Consider the following 19131-nt stretch of genomic DNA (forward strand, 5'->3'; position numbering starts at 1 on the left):
CGTGTACGTAATTAAATAATGAAAATCGTTGCGTAAGAGGAGTAAGCAAGGATTAGGTCGTTCAAAGAGAGCTAGTGATGCTGGGATGCTAGCACGATCTACCCTGCTGAATGGACTTACAAGAGGTTTCTTGAAATAAGTAGTAGGGAAACACGGAGTTCCGCCGTTACACGGATAGAATATCGGATTGTATTAGATCCCGTATTCGAACAAAGATGAAAAGCATTTGCTTTTCAACAGAGGTGGCACCGCGGTCCCATAATCGTCCTCTATAAACACAACTGATGTGTTTATAGAGGACTTTTTTTATGAAACGAAAAACAGAAAGGAAAGGATGAAAGACATGCCAACTAAAACAAATCATCAAATACTAAAGTTAAATGCCGATACCTTAACCCCGATTGAGCTATATAAACGGCTAACTGGAAACAAAAAATTTCTCCTAGAAAGTACATTTCAACACGAAACAAAGGGAAAGTATTCGTTTATTGGTTGCAATCCTTACCAAGAAATTATTGGCGATGGGAAACAAACAACGGTTGTCGATTCTAAAAAAAACACCGTTACGAAAATTAATCAAGATGCCTTAACTTATGTGGAACAGCACTTGCCATGTATCGAAATTGACCTCCCCCTCCCCTTTTATGGAGGAGCCATTGGATATATTGGTTACGATGCGATCCGTTGTGTAGAAGATATCGGAGAAAATCTGCCTGATGACCTTGAAATGCCCGATATCCACTTAATGCTCTATCAAGAGATTATTGTGTTTGATCATACTAGCGAATCCGTCTATATCGTTGCCATACAATTACCAGACGACCAAAGCACTGATTTATCTAAACGTATAGACAGTATGAAGGAACAAATACTCCAGCCAACGGCTACAACTGATCAGGGCACAACCACTTTTCATTTTTATCCAGAGATCGAACGCAAACATTTTGAACAAAATGTAGAAATCGCTAAACAGCATATAGAGCGCGGGGATATCTTTCAGGTTGTTTTATCGCAACGAATGAAAGCAAACGTCCATGGCGATTCCTTTTCCTTTTACCGCCAACTACGAAAGGTAAACCCATCTCCGTATATGTTCTATATTGACTTTGAAGACTATCTTTTACTCGGTGCTTCACCGGAAAGCCTTATTCAAACAAGCGGAAAAACAGTCATGACGAATCCAATTGCTGGGACTAGGCCGCGTGGCAAAACAGCATTACAAGATGAACAGCATATGAAAGAGTTGCTAAACGATGAAAAGGAAATTGCCGAACATCGCATGCTTGTTGATTTGAGCAGAAATGATCTCGGACGAATATGTGCAATCGGAAGTATTACCATTCCTACCTATATGGTGGTCGAAAAATACCAGCATGTCATGCATATTGTCTCAGAAGTACACGGGGAGCTTCGAGATGATACGACATCATTCGATGCCCTGAAATCTTGTCTACCTGCAGGTACCGTTTCTGGTGCCCCTAAAATACGAGCGATGCAAATCATTAATGATTTAGAAGATAAACAGCGTGGTGTCTATGGCGGTGGAGTTGGTTTTATTAGTTTTAATCACGACTTAACGATTGCACTCGCTATCCGTTCGCTTGTTATTAAAGAAGATTATGCATACCTGCAAACAGGTGCAGGGATTGTTTATGATTCGAAGCCGAATAAGGAATATGAAGAAACATTATTTAAAGCCCAATCACTTATGGAGGTGCCAGCTCATGATTCTATTAGTCGATAATTATGATTCTTTCACATACAACATTTATCAATACGTATCTGAAGCGGGATTCGATGTTCAAGTAGTTCGTAATAACCACGTCACCGTCGATGAAGTGAATGCTCTACAGCCACAAGCAATCATTATTTCTCCCGGACCAGGGCTACCTAAAGAATCAGGAATTTGTCTTGATTTAGTTCAAGCATTTTATCGACAGCTTCCAATATTAGGCGTTTGTTTAGGACATCAAATTATTGGAGAAGCATTAGGAGCTTCTGTTCGCCAAGCAAACCAAATTATGCACGGAAAAACATCATTAATTACGCATAAAGGAACAGGAATTTTTCAATATTTATCTCAACCACTCGAAGTCATGCGTTATCACTCAAATATACTAGAAGCAGCATCCATCCCACCACAGTTAGAAGTGGTGGCGACTTCAATGGATGACCATGCGGTGATGGCGATTCAACATCCTGTTTATCCGGTATATGGTGTACAATTCCATCCAGAATCAATTGGTACATCGATTGGACGTAAAATAATGAATCACTTCATTCAAGAACTTAGAGAGGAGACTCCCCATGAGAACTTATCTTGAGAAATTAATTCAAGGAAATAATTTAAGTATAGAAGAGATGAAGGCAGCAGCTCTTGCTTGTTTCAAGGAGTCTATTACAGAATCTGAAATTGCAGCTTTACTAACAGCTTTACAAGTAAAAGGAGAAACTGCAGAAGAAGTTACTGGTTTAGTAGAAGTTATTCTATCTCAATCCGCTTTTAACACTGACTCCATAGTGAACGCAATGGATAATTGCGGAACTGGAGGAGACATGTCAGGAAGCTTTAATATTAGTACAACTTCAGCATTTGTGATTGCCGGTGCCGGCGTTCCTGTTGCTAAACATGGAAACCGCAGTGTCTCCAGTAAAACAGGCAGTGCCGATGTCTTAGAATATTTGGGAGTGTCATTATTTTTCACCCGTTCTCAAGTAGAAGAATCGTTAGTACAAAATCAAATTGCTTTTTTATTCGCTCCCCATGTGCATAACGCGTTAAAACCATTTACAAAGGTGCGCAAAGATTTAGGTTTACCAACTATTTTCAATGTAATTGGACCGTTAACGAACCCGATTATGTTAAATTCGCAATTTATCGGTGTCTATCGTAAAGATAAACTTCATATCGTTGCACAGGCATTACGAAACTTAGGTAGAAAACGAGCGTTAGTAGTGAATGGTGCTGGAGGAATGGATGAAGCATCGCTGGCAGGTAAAAATCACCTTATTTTACTTGAGGATGGTGAACTAAAACCCTTCACTTTACATCCAGAAGAAGTTGGGTTGCCAGTATATTCCATTAAAGAAATTCAAGGTGGCGATGCTAAGAAAAATGCCACCATTACAAAAAATGTTCTGCAAGGAAACCCCAGTGCTTATTTAGATACAGTGATTTTAAATGCTGGACTTGGACTATATGCACATGGTACAGCATCCTCCATCAAGCATGGAATCGAATTAGCAAAGGAAAGTATTCATTCAGGAAAAGCGTTGGAGTGTTTAACTAACTTAGTTCATTTCAGTAAAAAATACGATAGCGAGGTGGTATAAGTGACAATGTTGGAAAAAATCCTAGCGAAGAAACAAATCGAAGTAGAGGAACTCGTAAACAAAGGAATGACGTTTGATTCAGCAAAACAACCGGTCCCTTTTAAAAGCAAAATTGCCGCTTCAACACATGTGCAGATTATATCGGAAATAAAACGGGCCTCCCCTTCAAAAGGGGATATAAAAACAAAGATAAACCATGTACAGCAGGCGAAACAATATGAAGCAAATGGTGCAGCCGCTATATCCGTATTAACGGATACTACCTTTTTTAAAGGATCCATTCAGGATTTGCAAGCAGTCTCTGACGCTGTACAAATACCGGTCTTATGTAAGGATTTCATCATTCACCCTATCCAAATAGACCGAGCTAAAGCTGCTGGCGCTTCCATTATCCTATTAATTGTTGCTGCATTATCTAAACAGCAATTATACGAGTTATATCATTATGCTACGGAAAAAGAATTAGAAGTCATTTGCGAAGTTCATCAATTAGAGGAATTGGAGGATTTACTAGCGTTAGATCCTGCAATCATTGGAATTAATAACCGAAATTTAAAAACATTTGAAGTAGACTTACGAACAACAACTCACCTAGCAGCTCGTATAAAAAATAGAAATACATTAATTATCAGTGAAAGTGGATTACAAACTCGTGCAGATGCAATTTTAGCACGTGATGCCGGTGCAGAGGTGCTACTTATCGGCGAAACATTAATGCGTTCCGATAACTTATCCAAAACGTTTAATCACTTAAAAATTGCAAAGCAAAGGAGTGCAAAACATGCGCGTTAAAATATGTGGCATTCAATCAATGGATGCAGCTCAGGCAGCAGTTGAAGCAGGTGCTGATTTCATCGGCTTTGTGTTTGCTGGCAGCAAGCGATCCATCACTCCCGAAGCGGCTGCCACCATTGTAAATAACCTGCCTCAGTCAGTTAAAAAAGTAGGTGTCTTTGTAAATGAAAGCATTGAAACAATGAATACAATTGCTTCACTTGTTCCGCTTGATTATATCCAGCTTCACGGTGAAGAGAGTACCACCGTTGCTAAGCAACTTCAACGTCAGGTTATAAAAGCATATCCCGTAGATGCCCAGCAGCTATCTCGTATTAAAACCTATCCATGTGATGTTTATTTGTTAGACGGACCAGTAAAGGAAAGGCCAGGTGGTAATGGTGTTACATTCGATTGGAGTCTATTCAATCGTTTATCAATTCCAAGGGATAAAATTATGATTGCTGGTGGTCTGACACCAGCAAATGTCGGAGAGGCCATTCGAACACTTCGCCCATATGCTGTTGATGTATCAAGCGGAGTAGAAACGAAAGGTAGAAAGGATCCAGAGAAAATAAAGCAATTTATAGCTAATGCTAAACGAAAGGATGAGTTCCATGACAACCTACACAATGCCTGATGCCAATGGAAGATTTGGAGAGTTTGGGGGAAGATATGTTCCAGAAACACTAATGCCCGCTCTACTTGAATTAGAAAAGGCGTATGGAGAAGCAATAAATGATCCTGCATTTGTAGAGGAATTACATTATTACCTGAATCAATATATTGGTAGAGAAACACCTTTATACTATGCAGAGAACCTAACAAAGAAGCTTGGTGGTCCACAAATCTATTTAAAAAGGGAAGATTTAAACCATACCGGAGCACATAAGATAAATAACACCATTGGCCAGGCTCTATTAACGTTACGAATGGGAAAGAAAAAGGTAGTCGCAGAAACAGGAGCTGGACAACATGGAGTTGCTACTGCTACGGTTTGTTCCCTTCTTGGCCTGGAATGTGTTGTCTTTATGGGTGAAGAGGATATGCGGAGACAGAAGTTAAATGTATTTCGGATGGAGTTATTAGGTGCAGAAGTACGTAGTGTCAAAAACGGAAGTGGTACGTTAAAGGATGCTGTCAATGATGCACTAAGATATTGGGTGACGAATGTCGAAGATACCCATTATATCCTCGGATCAGTAGTTGGACCTCATCCATTTCCGAAAATTGTTCGTGATTTTCAATCCGTTATTGGCAAAGAGACAAAACAGCAAATCCTCAAACAAGATGGTTCATTACCCGATGCCGTGATTGCATGTGTAGGTGGAGGCAGTAATGCGATGGGAATGTTTTACCCGTTTATTGAAGATAAGCAAGTAAGGTTGTACGGGGTCGAAGCCGGGGGAGCTGGATTAGATACGAATCAACATGCATCCGTATTAGTAAATCCAAACCCAGGGATCTTACATGGGACCATGACGAATTTACTTCAGGATGAACATGGACAAATTCAAGAGGCTTTTTCTATATCAGCTGGACTAGATTATCCTGGTGTCGGCCCAGAACATAGCCATTTAAATGATACGGGGCGCGTTATATATGTATCGATTACCGATGATGAAGCGGTCACTGCATTTCAATCATTGTCGCAAACCGAAGGAATTATTCCCGCACTAGAAAGTGCACATGCGATCGCTTATGCTGAAAAATTAGCTGCAAAAATGAATTCAGATCAAAGGTTGGTCATTTGTCTCTCTGGACGCGGAGATAAAGATGTTGAGCAAATAAAACAAGTATTGGAGGAGAAATAAATGGGGAAAGAAAAACTAGATAATTACCTTAATCAACTTCAAAGTGAAAATAAAAACCTCTTCGTTCCCTATATTATGGCTGGAGATGGTGGCCTAGATAACCTAGAAGAACGCATTCTATTTTTACAAGAATGTGGTGCAGCAGCTATCGAAGTTGGTATTCCATTTTCCGATCCCGTCGCAGATGGACCAACCATACAAAATGCCGGCAAACGATCCCTAGATCATGCAACAACATTAACTGCAGTATTAGATAAGCTCGCATCCTTTAAAGAGAAGCGTATAGTGCCAATTATTGTAATGGCATATATCAACCCAATATATAAATATGGCGTAGAATCATTTGCAGATTCTTGTGTCCAAGCTGGCATAGATGGGCTGATTATTCCAGATTTGCCATTAGAAGAGGAAGCCATGGTAACAGATGCGCTTCAACATAGGGCAATTGCACTGATTCGACTTGCAGCGCTAACTAGCTCTAGTGAACGGATTGAAACATTGGCCCATCGATCAGAAGGCTTTCTATATGCGGTTACAGTCACTGGAACGACAGGCGTGAGATCTTCTTATGAATCAAAGGTAAAGACATACCTTCAACAAGTAAAACAACAAAGTCCTGTTCCTGTTTTAGCCGGATTTGGCGTTTCCACTAATGAACAAGCGAAAGAGCTTGGTTCTTATTGCGACGGCGTTGTCGTCGGAAGCAAGATTGTCGATCTTTTTCATGAAGGAAAGACAGAACAAATTAAACAATTAATTCAAGCAAGCATCTAGAACTGGAAAGAGGTTGGTCACTGATCGATCTCTTTCTGTTCTTTAATCATTTCCCCCTTTGTTTACGTGCCCTATCATACACTTCCTTACTTATTTCCCCACGCTCAAATCGTTCCTTTAACAATTCAAGCGAATCTTTCTTTGGGTTCTTTTTGGCACGAAAGCGAAAAAGAATCCCCAGGATAATGATCACTAAAGCAAGCGATAACCAAAAACGAAAGGTTTGATCCATAAATATTGCAGTCATCATCTATCACCTCTATTTATACGATAACCCGTTTTCATCATTTTAAGCATTATTTTCCTCACGCGCACACGCTTCCATCTGATGTTACATTTTTGCCGCTCATAATAATATCTACCTCTAACAGCGGCCCACTCCGATATCACTAGAATGCTGATTGACACATAACAAACTACATAAAACGAAAAAAGCCGAGGATCAGTCGGCTTTTTTCTGGGAGAACAATTCATGGGTAAAATCTATACAAGCTTGTAATGATTTATATTATCATATGACTTATTCCTATAAAGGCATCGGCATATCCACTAGGGTATCCATACATTTTTAATTACTTACTAGACTACTACCTTATTTTTTAAAAACTAGACTTTTATACAGGCTAAAATGAGAGCGAAGCATAAACTATTATAATTCGTTAGCTGTACAAAAGGAGAGATCATATGGGTTGTAATAAAAGAAAGAAAAAGACCTGTTCAAAAGGCTGTTCTTCAAAAAAACAACGAAAGGATTGCATCTGTGATATTGTCCGCCGAATTATAGATGCTCAACATGAAGTACGTAACGACTGTCATTGTGATTCCAGCTGTCACACCTCGATTGAACAATTACGTGGGAAAAAACACGGACCAAGGCATACTACCATCCCTTTTATGTTGTATGATAAATGTAGTTGTGAACCATTTATTGGTAGTGGTGTTTCGAAGACTTGCTCGTGTCATCGCCACGGATTTGAATGCATTGAATCACCAATTTTCCGTGCCAAACACTTTGCGAAGGGAAGCAAATGCTGTGTAAATCTTGAGCTGCTGTTACCGATATCAGATGGATACGAAACTTCTACTGGGCATTGCAGTCATGCTTGCGCCTTTTTTCCAGACGATACTAGGGTCACTGATTTTCAAGCAACTGGCGTATGTATCACCGTTGATTTAAGTCATTTTTTTGCAATTACTTGTTTAGACCCCATTACTCCATGGGAATAGATGCACTCCCCTAGGAGTCTAAAAAAAAGTAAGTTAGATAAAAAATCTGAACGATCATCTAAAGCCGAAGCTAGATTCGAAAAGTAGTTCAGATTTTTTATCGTTTATTTTTGCAAGCAGATGATTCCTCCAAAAGGAATGAATCATTTGGCGGTTCATTATCGAGCGCTCGTTTTCATTCTTTTCGGGCCCTTTACTCACTCTGAGAGGAGTTTTTAGATTTTCTTTTTTGTTTTTCCTCTTTCATTTCCTTTCTCAAATCTTCTAATGGAATAGCATCGACATGCTTTTGGTCTTCAAATTCATCTAATTTTGTTCGATCTTCTTTTATATCTTTTTTTCGTTTTTCTGGTTTATGCTCATTGCTCATATATACCACCTCATTGTTTTTACTTACCTATTCCTGCATTCTTCATGCGTAAAACGTAGAATGAGTAGAAACATATCTTCTGTGTTATTCTAATAAAAGGAGGTCTTGCCATGCATACATTTCAAGAATTAAAACAGATAAATGATATCAATTCCTTTATTGAGGAACATGAACTGGCTTTTCTGTTTATATCGCGTGAGGGATGTAGTGTTTGTCATAGTCTATTACCACAAGTACAGCAATTATTAACCGATTATCCACAAATAACAGCAGTGCATATTCGAGCTGAACTGGTAGAAGAAGTCGCCAGTCGTTTTTCCATCTTTACCGTCCCGGTGCTCCTTCTCTTTGTCAATGGAAAAGAATATATCCGCGAAGCACGTATTGTGCATTTAGACTTACTCGAAGCGAAAATCAAGCGTATCTACAAAAATGTGGTTGGAACGGATTAACGAACCAACCACATTTTTTCTTATCTAATGGTCATATTGTAAATTTCAAACCCAACATCTTTTTGACGGTTATCTAATTTACCTTTATATAAGACTTCTCCATCGGAAAGACGTACAACATGCAAATAAACATCCGTCTTGTCCGGATTCTGTCCACTCAGTACATAGGCATTCCCTTCATGGATACGAATCACATTCATCCGATAGGGTTCTTGAATGGCATTTGAACCTGGATTTTTCCCATCAAATGAACGAGGCTCAGTAAATGTCGATTCTGGTAATTTTACTTCTATCGTATTTTGTACTGCTTGCTTTGAAAGATCATAAGGGGTGATCTCTAATCCGCCTTCCGTACTTTTCCAGAAATATAACATATTCGACTGCTTGTCTATCCATGCCTCTTGCGAAAGGGTATCTTTAGGAAGATCAACACGGAATTGTTCCTCTGTTTTCAAGTTTACTACAATGAGTTTGTTGACTTCCTCCTCATTTACTTCTCTTACTGACACGGCCATGTATTCATTTGAATATATTTCCTCCGCACCACCCAATAAAGAAGCAACTTCATTTGGGTGATTGTTATCATAACCTACAAAAGAAAGCAACCGCTCTTCACTAATTAGCTTTTCTCCTGCTATATTTAAACGATATACCCTTGTTTCATTTGATGGATGATCGGATGTTGGTTCCATTGTATCGTTATTCGTAATAACAAATAGATTGCCATTTTCTACTCGAATATCCAATAGGCTTATATAATCGTAAACATCTTCGTTTGGAATATTCACGCTGAAGGAATTTACTTCTTTGGTATCTTTTCTAAACACTTCAACGGCTAATCGGAAGTCTGTCTCCCTAACCTGATTAAGTTCTCTGTTTGATTCTATTTCAACGGATACCAGAAGTTCTTCATCTTCATAAAAATGGTTTAGCTCTTTACTTTTCCCACGCATAAAATTACGATGGTCTTCAATTAAATCTTCAATAATCGGATGGGTTGTTAATCCGTTCATTCGCTCAATAAAGAATAGCTCATTTTGATAAATCGTATCATTTTTCGTTATTTTCATCGCACCCGTTTGATCAATAGGGTGACCATAGATTGTTACATTTTCTAATAATTGCTCATCTCCACTTTGAGTATCCCAATCGTAATCTGGCAGTTGACCGTTCGCAATCGCTCTTTGTAAGTAAAATGCGCCAATACAAATCATTACAACGAACGGTATTAGTATTAATTTCCAAAATCGTCCCATTATTGTGACCCCCTCTATACCGTGATCTTTTTATTTAGTAAAAAACGACTAAGCCAGATAGAGCTAGCAATGATGATACAGCCCAAAGCAACCTCTAAGATAATAATCTCACCGATATACAGATAATAATTTCCACTGAGTTCACTAATAAGTACAGGTGAGAGGAAGATTCCGCTTGCCACGATACAGTATCCAGCCCCCATTAATACGCCCTTCCAACGATAGCTTCGTTCTAATAAAATAGCGGTGAATAGAGTGAATACTGCTATTAAACCAGTTCCATAAATAAGACTAAACTCGATGAAAGTCTTCGGAAAAAGCACTACATATGCACTATTAATCGCATTCATGATCTGTGGAATACTGGTAAATTGAATGAACTCCAACGGTACAATTAACTCTACGATCAGTTCTTCGATATAAAGAAGCACGAGTTGTAAAGCAATTAACCCCAATACCATTAAGAAAATAGCTGTCGCTTTTGCAAAAAATACATTTAACCTCGAAGTAGGCAGCATAAGCAGACGATAAATAAATGTATTCTTACCATACCAATCACGGTACCAAATAAAGAAAGTATAAAAGATAAGGCCGGCAACACAGAATGCAATTGGCCCAAAAAACCAAAGGCTGTCCATTAAATTAAGTAAACTAAAATATCCATAATTATGAATGAACGCTGATGTTTGCAGAGACTCTTCATTCATAATACGACTAGCTCTATTCATATAGTCATTTGCTACAATAATCGTTCCGATTATCTGCACAGTAACCGTAATGGCTATCAAAACAAGGTAAATCTTAAAAAACCGATCAATTTCAAAGTTTGTTAGTTTTAAATAGCTTTTCACGATTGATACACCTCTCTCATGACATCCACAACAGATTTCCCTTCTACTTCACGCATTTCTTCGGTGTTAAATTGTTTAATTACCACACCATCATCTAGCAATATGACTTTATCAATCAGATGTTCTATATCATTGATTTCATGTGTAGTAATAATGACACCACGATCTTCTATCAGATGACTTGTAAACACATTTGCAATTTGTTCTCTACTAAACATATCAATTCCGGAAAAGGGTTCATCCATTAATACATAGTCCACATCCAACGCTAATCCGAGCAATAAATTTACTTTTGCTGTATTTCCTTTCGATAAACTTGCGATTTTCTCATCTGGGTTTAACTTAAAAAACGATAATAGCTCCAATGCTCGTTGATCATTCCATGATTTATAATAATCACGCATGAATTGCATCGATTCTTCAATTGTCATATGAGGAAGGACAGTAATTGCATCAGGAATAAAAGTAATTCTATCAAAGGTGTCTTTTTTTATAGCCTTACCGTCAATCTGTATACTGCCTTTGTTAATTGGTGTTAAAGCCATTATGGCATTCATAATAGTTGTTTTACCAACCCCATTGATACCAATTAGACAAGTAATTTCTCCCTTTTTTGCTGTGAAATTCACGCCTTTTAGTACTTGTTTTCGGCCGAATTTCTTTATAATATTATGAACTTCAATCATTGCTCTCCCCCCTTTTATTCTCATCACTTACTTCTTCATATTTTTCTTTTAAGATAGCAACTACTTCTTCGAATGGCACCTGTATCGAATGAACGGAAGCAACAAACGAATCAACCGCCTCAATAATAAGTTCCTCGCGCACGGAATGCAGCATTTTTTCATCCTTGGTGATTTTACTAGGTAAATTACGTTCTGTATAAATCAAGCCTGCTTCCTCCATTTCTTTATAAGCTCGCTGAACGGTATTTGGATTAATCTTTAATTCACTTGCTAATTCTCTACGTGAAGGAATCTCCTGACCAGGTTCAAGCATATTGGTAGCAATTTGTTGTTTAAAATAACGAACAACTTGAACATAAACCGGATCCCGATTATTAAAATTAACCTTCATAGCAACAACTCCTATTATTCGTCTGATGTTCCTCCATTGTGTATTAACCAATTAATACACGCGATGCAAAAATATATACTGTATTAACCACGTAATACGCTCCTGAAGTGTATTATACGGTTGATACACTAAAATTGTCAATGCCTTATTTTCACCGTGTTATTATAGGAAGCGAACAATGCCATAAATATGCTAGAATAAAGCACAGCAGACTGAATTTTAGAAGGGAACAGATAAATCTATGAAACTTGTATCGTGGAATGTAAATGGGCTTCGTGCCTGTATACGCAAAGGATTTTTAGATTATTTTTATGAAGTAGATGCAGATATATTCTGCGTTCAAGAAATTAAATTACAGGAAGGACAAATTGATCTAGACCTAAACGGTTATCACCAATATTGGAACTACGCACAAAGAAAGGGATATTCTGGAACAGCTGTATTTACCAAACAAAAACCGTTATCCGTTTCTTATGGCTTAGGTAACGAATCGTCTCAAGAAGAAGGCCGGATTATTACATTAGAGTATGAAGATTTTTATTTAGTTAATGTCTATACACCGAATTCAAAGCGAGATTTAACAAGATTAGATTACCGCTTGGCATGGGAGAACGAACTTTATACGTACTTAAAAGCATTAGATACAAAAAAAGCAGTTATTTATTGCGGCGATCTAAACGTCGCCCATCAAGAGATTGACTTAAGAAATCATAAAACAAATCATGGAAATTCAGGATTCACCACAGAAGAACGAGGCAAAATGTCACGCATACTAGAAAATGGATTTACCGATAGCCTTCGACATTTTCACCCGCATACGGAAGGCTTATATTCTTGGTGGTCCTATATGAAGACAATTCGGGAAAGAAATGTCGGTTGGCGCATTGATTACTTTATTGTTTCGGATCGTCTAACATCTAAATTGGTTGATGCGGATATTCATTCACATGTATATGGAAGTGACCATTGTCCAATTTTTATGGAAATGTATAAACGGTTGTAACATGTTGTTCATCTTCTATTCATAAACCTTTAATAAGCTAAACGATGAACCGTACCATTTCAATACAAAGGAGCGTTCTACTTGAACACGTATAGTAAAACATTATTACGTTTTTCAGCGATTTTTGCAGTGATTGGTGCATTTATAGGTTCCCACATGGCTGGCGCAGGCGGGTATGAATTTCGTACTGTACACGCTCATATCCTAGTTGTTGGCTGGCTAACATTATTTGCATGGGCCGTTTATTATAAAGTATTTCCTCCTGCAAATAAATTGTTGGCAACCCTCCATGTATGGACTGCTATTATCGGCGCAATTGGCTTAACAGCTGGAATGTGGCTATACTACTTGCGGCCATTTGATTTGAACGAAACTATGACAACCGTTCTCTTTATTGTTGGCGGATCCATCTTACTCATTAGCTTTGCTTTGTTTTTAATTTTAACTTTTCTTAAACTAGAAGATGAGGTATGAAAGAGATAAGCAGAGTATAAGAAATAGTCTTAATCAAGTTAAGAGGGGGGCTGCGTACTGTGGCTAGCCCCCTATCATTATTGCCTTTGTTTTTGGAAATAATCAAATATACCAAGTGCGCTGACTTGCATATCTAAATTAATCAAGCTATAAACTTCATGATCATCAGCAATACCTCTTGACCGTAAGTTTACTTTAATTCTAGATAATAATTGCTCAGCTAATTCATAATACGATTGACCTGATGCATAGGCCTGTTCTCCCGTTGCTACAAATAGATCAAGCCACCCTTCCACTTGGTCTAATGCTGCTTCTGGTGAGTCGCTTACTCCAAAATGACCATAATAGATACGGTCCACATTTAAGGTTCGAATACGGTCAATCGCCTTTTGCATAGCAGCAGGATTAAATTGATTTGGTGATGTTGAGGGTAAATAGAACGGTACTCCTTGCTCCACTAATTGATGGTATTTAATTCCAACGGTATCTCCAGTAAATATTCCATTACTTACAGGATCATATATACTGAAATGGTGTTTTGCATGACCTGGAGTATCTAGAAATTCTAGTATACAGTCAGCACCAATCTTTAATGTATCGCCATCAGCTTTAACGACCAGCCTATCTTTAGTAATTGGCATAATCGGATCAAATAAATCGGAAAAACTATCCCCATACACAGCACGAGCCCCTGCAGCCAGCTTTTTCGGATCAATAAGATGTCTCTCCCCTCGTGGGTGGACCACTACAGATGCATAAGGGCATTCCTTTATCAATACGCCTGCACCTCCAGCATGATCGAGATGAATATGGGTGACGATAATATATTTCACCTGATCTAATCGAAACCCTAATTTTTCTAACCCGCTTTTCACATGCTTTACCGATGGACTTGGCCCCGTTTCGACTAACGTTAATTCTTGTTCATTAATTACGTATGTCCCTGTTCGGTTTGGTACACCTAGATCAAATCCATCGATTAAGTGGATGCGTTCATCCAATTGAATAGGTGCTTTGCTTTCCATTTCTACTCCTCCTAAGTAATAGCTAGTTTGTAGTTATATCCTAGCATAATGACAAATAATATCGAGATTAATTTGCAAAATGGATTTGCTTTAAGAAACCTGTAATTCCATCCATTAATCCAGAAGCAAGCGGCAAATCAGGCTGGCTATATGTTTGAATATTCTTTTCCCTTTCCATCGGCGCTTGTTTTAACACATGATTCATACCTTCTACAATGACGACTTCACTTTCAGGCGCGGCCTCTTGTAACAACGTTGCATCCTCTTCGGGAACCTGGATATCATGACTTCCCTGAATGATTAAACGAGGTATCCCCAATTCAGCAATAACCGTTTTAGGGTCATACTGTATCCATGAAATTAAAAATGGTTGTACCGATGGCCTAAAGACAGCTTGCAATTCTCTACTTACGTGATCAACTGTTTCCCCAGCGGTTAACGATGCTAGAATTTCATTCGCCTCTTTCATTAAGGGTTCGGATAGCTGTTCCTTTAATTGGCGACCTAATTCTTTATCCAAAGAATGTCCAGGGCCGGCTATAGATATAAATGTATCTATCGTTGCCTCTTTTGCTGCTAGCATTCCTACTAATGAGCCCTGACTATGCCCAATAATTCCGATGGTTGAGAACCGATCATCTGTTTCCAATTTTTGAATCCAGTTAACTGCATCATTGACAAACAACTGAAAACGCATATCTGCTTCATCCACCGCAGCCTGTAGGTTTTTCCCCACTCCACGTTTATCATACCGAATGCTTGCTATCCCCTGTTGAGCTAGTTCTTCCGCGAGCAGCTTCAAACTATCGTTCTTACCAGGAACCCCAACTGAATTACCATTTCGATCTGTCTGTCCAGACCCAGGAATAATCAGCATTACTGGAAAAGGAGCCTTCCCTTTTGGCAACTCTACTTCAGCAAACAATGTTCCAGTATCCGTTTCCATCTCTATATATTCCCCTGATTCGGATTCTGTCTCCACAGGTTCTCCTTTTGTTAATTGAAAAGGAAAAGACTGTCCATTTTGTGTAAATGTACCAATAATCTGCTCTGGTTTAACTTCGCCTTCAAATGAAAGCAGCTGATTTTGAATTTCCATCGTAAAATGAATGTTCTGTTTGCCACCGTACGTCACATTAGATAAAGGATAATCCTCTACACCCTGAATGGGTATACTTATTGTTCCAAGTAATTCTTCTTGGTTACTTAACGTAACTTCAATTTTCAGTGGTTGATTGGGTATTTCAATTTCACCTTTCCAAAATCCATCAATAGTTGGATGCATTTCTTTTCCTCCCTCTGATTGATTACATCCTACCGTTCCGAGTAAAAGAATAGCGAACAGTAATATGAATTTGTGCAACAAAAGAACTCCTTTTTTTGATTTTTCTAATAATACGTTTCTTTGAGTAAAAAGTTTCATTAAAAAAGCAATTCTTTTTTTATAAAAGAATTGCTTTTTTTAGAGTTTATTTCTTGGTTAAATATACGAGCTGATCTTCTTTGTCCATTGCTGGTGTTTTTCGTAAAGTAATGAATTCAATAGTTCCATTCTTTTTCCGAATACAAAGAGGATATCCATCGACAGGTAAATCCTCTTTTTTCTCGATTTTTTCAGTTAATGTAACACTGTCAATATGATAATTTGTATTGATTTTGCGATTTAATTCCTTAAACACATGCTCTTTTCCAAATAACATATGAGCTTTTAATGCGATAGGGATTTGTGCATCATCTTTATACTCCATTCGTTCCGTAGGTATAGCAAAGGTGTTATTATAGCCGAATTCTGGAATATATGACTGTGTAACCAGCGCATTATAAGTTGAATCTTCGGTCATAACAAGGATGATTTCGTAAGGAGTCATATCCACTTCAAATTGACTATGCTCGTCCAAAATTTCCCCTTGAAAAATCGCTATTCCATTTTGTTCAATTCGAGATAACCGTCCACTGGAAGAATCACTAATCATCACTGGATTCCCAAATTCTTTCAATTTTTCAGCAAAGGCAATGGAAAAGCTGCTAGCACCAACGATTAACACCCCTGGTGGCTCAGAGCTCGCCAATTGTAGTTTTTTCGCCAATGGCCCTAATGTAAAACCATGTGCACAAACCGTGATAAATACGAGAGCAAATGTTAATGCTGTTAAAATGGAAGCACCTTCATATCCATCATTTATTAAAGTTGAAGCAAAATATCCAGATACGGTTAAAGCAACAATTCCTCTAGGGGCAATCCAGCCAATTAATGTTTTTTCTGCAACCGTTAATTCGGTACCAATGGTTGAAATCCAAATAGACAATGGGCGGACGATAAATAACATAACAAGCACAAACCCTAGTATTGGCAGTGTAAAGACTTCTCCTATCGTCTCTCTTGTCAAAGAAGCAGTTAATAATATAAAAATAGTAGATGTTAATAATACCGATATGTTTTCAATAAAGTGACTAATATTGCCAAGGGAAGAAATATATTTCTTCGTTCTGGCTAATGTTAAGCCCATTACCGTTACGGCAAGCATCCCTGTTTCATGCATGATTACTTCACTGATACCAAAACAAATAAAAACAAGAGATAAAGTAATTGGTGATTTCAAGTATTCTGGAAATAGCCCTCTACTTGCCATAAAACTTAAAATAACACCAAATAAGTACCCTATGACAACTGCCAAGAATGCTGCAAAGAAAAATGGACCTAGGCTGCCTATATTCTGGGAATCATCAACGATGACTTTAATGACCTCATAAGCAAATAAGGCTAGCAATGGACCTGCTGGGTCAACAATGATCCCTTCCCATTTCAAAACAGCTGCTGTTCGAGGCTTTAATTTTGACTGCCTGAGTAGTGGAATAATCACAGTTGGGCCAGTTACGACAAATAATCCCCCAATGATGAAGGCAACCTCTAAACTAAGTCCTGCAATGAAATGTGCTGCAAATGAACCACCAATCCAGGCCAAAAAAGCACCAAATGTAACAACCCGGAATACCGACTTGGAAATACCCTTGACTTCGCGAATGTCGAGGGTTGTACTTCCTTCGAAAAGAATGACTGCAACTGCAAGGGAAACAATTGGGCTATATAAATCCCCTAAAGCCTGTTCAGGATTTATAAAACCAAAAACTGGTCCAATTAACAAACCCGCTATCGACATTATGACAATCGATGGCCATTGAATTCGCCAAGCAAGCCATTGTGAGAAAATGCCTAATGCTATAACAACAACGATACTAATTAAACCTAATTCTTGCATAGACTAATCCCCTTTTTTCACCACTACGTATTTAATCCCGATTAATAATAAATTTTCCTTCTCCACCGTTTTCATACATGATTAGAGAAATTATATAAATAGCGAAACTAACCAAGGAGCGGCATAGAGCGTCATAAATTGCACCCCATAATTTACTCCTTTACGATGCAGAAGACCTGCAACAATCGCGACAATAAGCACTCCAGCTATATTTATAATACCTGCGTCCATAAATGCAAGCATCATAACAAGTCCAAAGAACAGCCCTAACATGGCTTCATGAGGAATGAACCGAAACACAAATGCACAAATCTCCTGCGCGTATTTCATCGTAATATAAAATGTAATCGCAATCGCAATCACAGAGCCAATAACCGTAGCAACAATAAAATCGGTCATCGATAACAGATGATGAAGGTTATTTTCTTCTGTAAATACTGGCGGTGCGTTGAATAATGCACCACCTGGACCAATTGCTGTCGGAGACAGAGGTAATCCAATTGCAATTAATGGAATTAATGTTCCTGAAATATAGGCAGCATTTGTCAGACCGTCCATACTCGAAATGGCTCGTGCCGCTTTTTTAACCGGATCTTTAATACGGCTGGTTAAGGTTTCTCCTAGAAAAATAGTCATTCCAACAGGGCTCATAAAAAACGTAAGTACCCCTAAGACAGAACTTAACGAAGTAGTCCCTATTTCCTTTTTTGTTAAGATTTTAAATGGATTGGGGAAGCCTTTCGTTTTAGGGGTACGCTTTAATGCAATATCTTTCATTCCATAACGAGGCATATTTTTTCTTACTTTACCCGAAAGTAACTCGGCCAATTTTAATATGACTGGTCCTATCGTTATCCCTAAGAAAAACGAAGTGAAAACCGTTTGATCCGCAGGGACGATCTCTGCCTCCCAGTAAAAGATACGCAATCCCTGTATAAGAAAAGCAAAGGGTAAAATAGACAATAAAGCAACCCAGCGATTTTTTGTCATTAAAGCTAAAAAAATTGCACCACCCAAGAAAATTTGACTTGCATATTCGGTTATGTATCCAGAAAGTGGTGCAATTAAATTTGCTAACAATAGGCTCATTGGTACTGCAATAATTGTTCCGATAACGGAGCCGGAGGCCATTTTACGAATACTTAATTCTGGCATCCCATGTTTTTTTAGAATCATTGCATGTTCTACCATTGGTGCTGACATGACCCCGCCTGGTATGCCAGCAATGGCTACTGGAATGGAATCAGTCAGCTTTTTTGCTACTATAGCTGAGATGAAGAAGGCTAAAATAACAATTGGTTCGAAGCCGGACAATACGAGTACTAACGTCACCGGTGCGAGAACCGCTGTCTCATCGGTTCCAGGTGCAATGCCGATAATGGTATACAATATGGCGCCGATAACTGATGCACCGATCATTTCAGTTATTAATACCATATCCATC

The 19131-nt window shown here is 38.4% G+C and carries 21 protein-coding genes and 1 other annotated feature; of the genes, 11 read left to right on the forward strand and 10 right to left on the reverse strand.

Annotation, left to right across the window (positions count from 1 at the left end):
• The first annotated feature begins 19 nt into the window (after positions 1 to 19).
• Positions 20 to 273: a binding site (T-box leader), on the forward strand.
• Between the two features lie 70 nt (positions 274 to 343).
• The 7 genes from trpE to trpA are packed head-to-tail and all read left to right on the forward strand — an operon-like array spanning position 344 to position 6695.
• Complete coding sequence (gene trpE, locus M948_RS23265; RefSeq protein ID WP_021288734.1) at positions 344 to 1744, forward strand: anthranilate synthase component I; 1401 nt, start codon at positions 344 to 346, stop codon at positions 1742 to 1744.
• Positions 1725 to 2324 carry an anthranilate synthase component II gene (locus M948_RS23270; protein WP_021288735.1) on the forward strand — a complete coding sequence of 200 codons (600 nt, stop codon included), beginning with the start codon at positions 1725 to 1727 and terminating at the stop codon, positions 2322 to 2324. The genes trpE and M948_RS23270 overlap by 20 nt, the downstream gene beginning before the upstream one ends.
• Positions 2308 to 3333 (forward strand): anthranilate phosphoribosyltransferase, encoded by a 1026-nt coding sequence (gene trpD, locus M948_RS23275; RefSeq protein WP_021288736.1) that lies wholly within the window; start codon positions 2308 to 2310, stop codon positions 3331 to 3333. Before M948_RS23270 ends, trpD begins: the two co-directional genes overlap by 17 nt.
• Positions 3334 to 3339: 6 nt before the next feature.
• Entirely contained in the window at positions 3340 to 4125 is a 786-nt protein-coding gene (gene trpC, locus M948_RS23280; RefSeq protein ID WP_202406577.1) for an indole-3-glycerol phosphate synthase TrpC, read from the forward strand.
• Entirely contained in the window at positions 4115 to 4747 is a 633-nt protein-coding gene (locus M948_RS23285; protein ID WP_021288738.1) for a phosphoribosylanthranilate isomerase, read from the forward strand. The genes trpC and M948_RS23285 overlap by 11 nt, the downstream gene beginning before the upstream one ends.
• Complete coding sequence (gene trpB / locus M948_RS23290) at positions 4725 to 5921, forward strand: tryptophan synthase subunit beta (RefSeq protein ID WP_021288739.1); 1197 nt, start codon at positions 4725 to 4727, stop codon at positions 5919 to 5921. The genes M948_RS23285 and trpB overlap by 23 nt, the downstream gene beginning before the upstream one ends.
• On the forward strand, positions 5922 to 6695 hold the full coding sequence (trpA, locus tag M948_RS23295; RefSeq protein ID WP_021288740.1) for a tryptophan synthase subunit alpha: 774 nt from the start codon (positions 5922 to 5924) through the stop codon (positions 6693 to 6695).
• A gap of 46 nt (positions 6696 to 6741) precedes the next feature.
• Here the strand turns inward: trpA and M948_RS23300 are convergent, their stop codons facing one another.
• Entirely contained in the window at positions 6742 to 6945 is a 204-nt protein-coding gene (locus M948_RS23300; protein ID WP_101953562.1) for an SHOCT domain-containing protein, read from the reverse strand.
• Between the two features lie 434 nt (positions 6946 to 7379).
• Between M948_RS23300 and M948_RS42465 the strand changes: the two genes are divergently transcribed.
• Positions 7380 to 7922 (forward strand): CotY/CotZ family spore coat protein, encoded by a 543-nt coding sequence (locus M948_RS42465; RefSeq protein ID WP_021288742.1) that lies wholly within the window; start codon positions 7380 to 7382, stop codon positions 7920 to 7922.
• A 193-nt stretch (positions 7923 to 8115) separates the two neighbouring features.
• Here the strand turns inward: M948_RS42465 and M948_RS43395 are convergent, their stop codons facing one another.
• Positions 8116 to 8292, reverse strand: a complete 177-nt coding sequence (locus M948_RS43395) for a hypothetical protein (RefSeq protein WP_021288743.1) — start codon at positions 8290 to 8292, stop codon at positions 8116 to 8118.
• Positions 8293 to 8402: 110 nt separating this feature from the next.
• Here M948_RS43395 and M948_RS23305 point away from each other — a divergent pair, with 110 nt between their 5' ends.
• A complete protein-coding gene (locus tag M948_RS23305; RefSeq protein ID WP_021288744.1) occupies positions 8403 to 8744 on the forward strand; it encodes a thioredoxin family protein in 342 nt (113 codons plus the stop codon).
• 20 nt (positions 8745 to 8764) lie between these two features.
• Here M948_RS23305 and M948_RS23310 read toward each other — a convergent pair whose 3' ends face one another.
• Genes M948_RS23310 through M948_RS23325 form a run of 4 tightly spaced genes read right to left on the reverse strand, consistent with a single transcriptional unit; the run spans position 8765 to position 11928 of the window.
• Positions 8765 to 10000, reverse strand: coding sequence for a hypothetical protein (locus M948_RS23310; RefSeq protein ID WP_021288745.1), 1236 nt, complete (start codon positions 9998 to 10000; stop codon positions 8765 to 8767).
• Positions 10001 to 10014: 14 nt separating this feature from the next.
• Positions 10015 to 10851, reverse strand: coding sequence for a hypothetical protein (locus M948_RS23315; RefSeq protein WP_021288746.1), 837 nt, complete (start codon positions 10849 to 10851; stop codon positions 10015 to 10017).
• Entirely contained in the window at positions 10848 to 11537 is a 690-nt protein-coding gene (locus tag M948_RS23320; protein WP_021288747.1) for an ABC transporter ATP-binding protein, read from the reverse strand. The genes M948_RS23315 and M948_RS23320 overlap by 4 nt, the downstream gene beginning before the upstream one ends.
• Positions 11530 to 11928 (reverse strand): GntR family transcriptional regulator, encoded by a 399-nt coding sequence (locus M948_RS23325; protein ID WP_021288748.1) that lies wholly within the window; start codon positions 11926 to 11928, stop codon positions 11530 to 11532. Before M948_RS23325 ends, M948_RS23320 begins: the two co-directional genes overlap by 8 nt.
• Before the next feature lie 241 nt (positions 11929 to 12169).
• Between M948_RS23325 and M948_RS23330 the strand changes: the two genes are divergently transcribed.
• A complete protein-coding gene (locus tag M948_RS23330) occupies positions 12170 to 12931 on the forward strand; it encodes an exodeoxyribonuclease III (protein ID WP_021288749.1) in 762 nt (253 codons plus the stop codon).
• A gap of 81 nt (positions 12932 to 13012) precedes the next feature.
• The gene (locus M948_RS23335) at positions 13013 to 13405 is read left to right on the forward strand and encodes a hypothetical protein (protein ID WP_021288750.1); all 393 of its coding nucleotides are present in this window, start codon (positions 13013 to 13015) and stop codon (positions 13403 to 13405) included.
• 77 nt (positions 13406 to 13482) lie between these two features.
• Here the strand turns inward: M948_RS23335 and M948_RS23340 are convergent, their stop codons facing one another.
• From M948_RS23340 to M948_RS23355, 4 genes are all read right to left on the reverse strand, one after another.
• On the reverse strand, positions 13483 to 14430 hold the full coding sequence (locus M948_RS23340) for an MBL fold metallo-hydrolase (RefSeq protein WP_021288751.1): 948 nt from the start codon (positions 14428 to 14430) through the stop codon (positions 13483 to 13485).
• Between the two features lie 67 nt (positions 14431 to 14497).
• Positions 14498 to 15793, reverse strand: coding sequence for an alpha/beta hydrolase family protein (locus M948_RS23345; RefSeq protein ID WP_031334890.1), 1296 nt, complete (start codon positions 15791 to 15793; stop codon positions 14498 to 14500).
• 106 nt (positions 15794 to 15899) lie between these two features.
• Complete coding sequence (locus M948_RS23350; RefSeq protein ID WP_021288753.1) at positions 15900 to 17687, reverse strand: cation:proton antiporter; 1788 nt, start codon at positions 17685 to 17687, stop codon at positions 15900 to 15902.
• A gap of 90 nt (positions 17688 to 17777) precedes the next feature.
• Complete coding sequence (locus tag M948_RS23355) at positions 17778 to 19130, reverse strand: tripartite tricarboxylate transporter permease (RefSeq protein ID WP_031334891.1); 1353 nt, start codon at positions 19128 to 19130, stop codon at positions 17778 to 17780.
• Position 19131 lies beyond the last annotated feature (1 nt).

The sequence above is a fragment of the Virgibacillus sp. CM-4 genome, from assembly GCF_000445495.1.
Lineage (GTDB): Bacteria > Bacillota > Bacilli > Bacillales > Amphibacillaceae > Virgibacillus > Virgibacillus salexigens.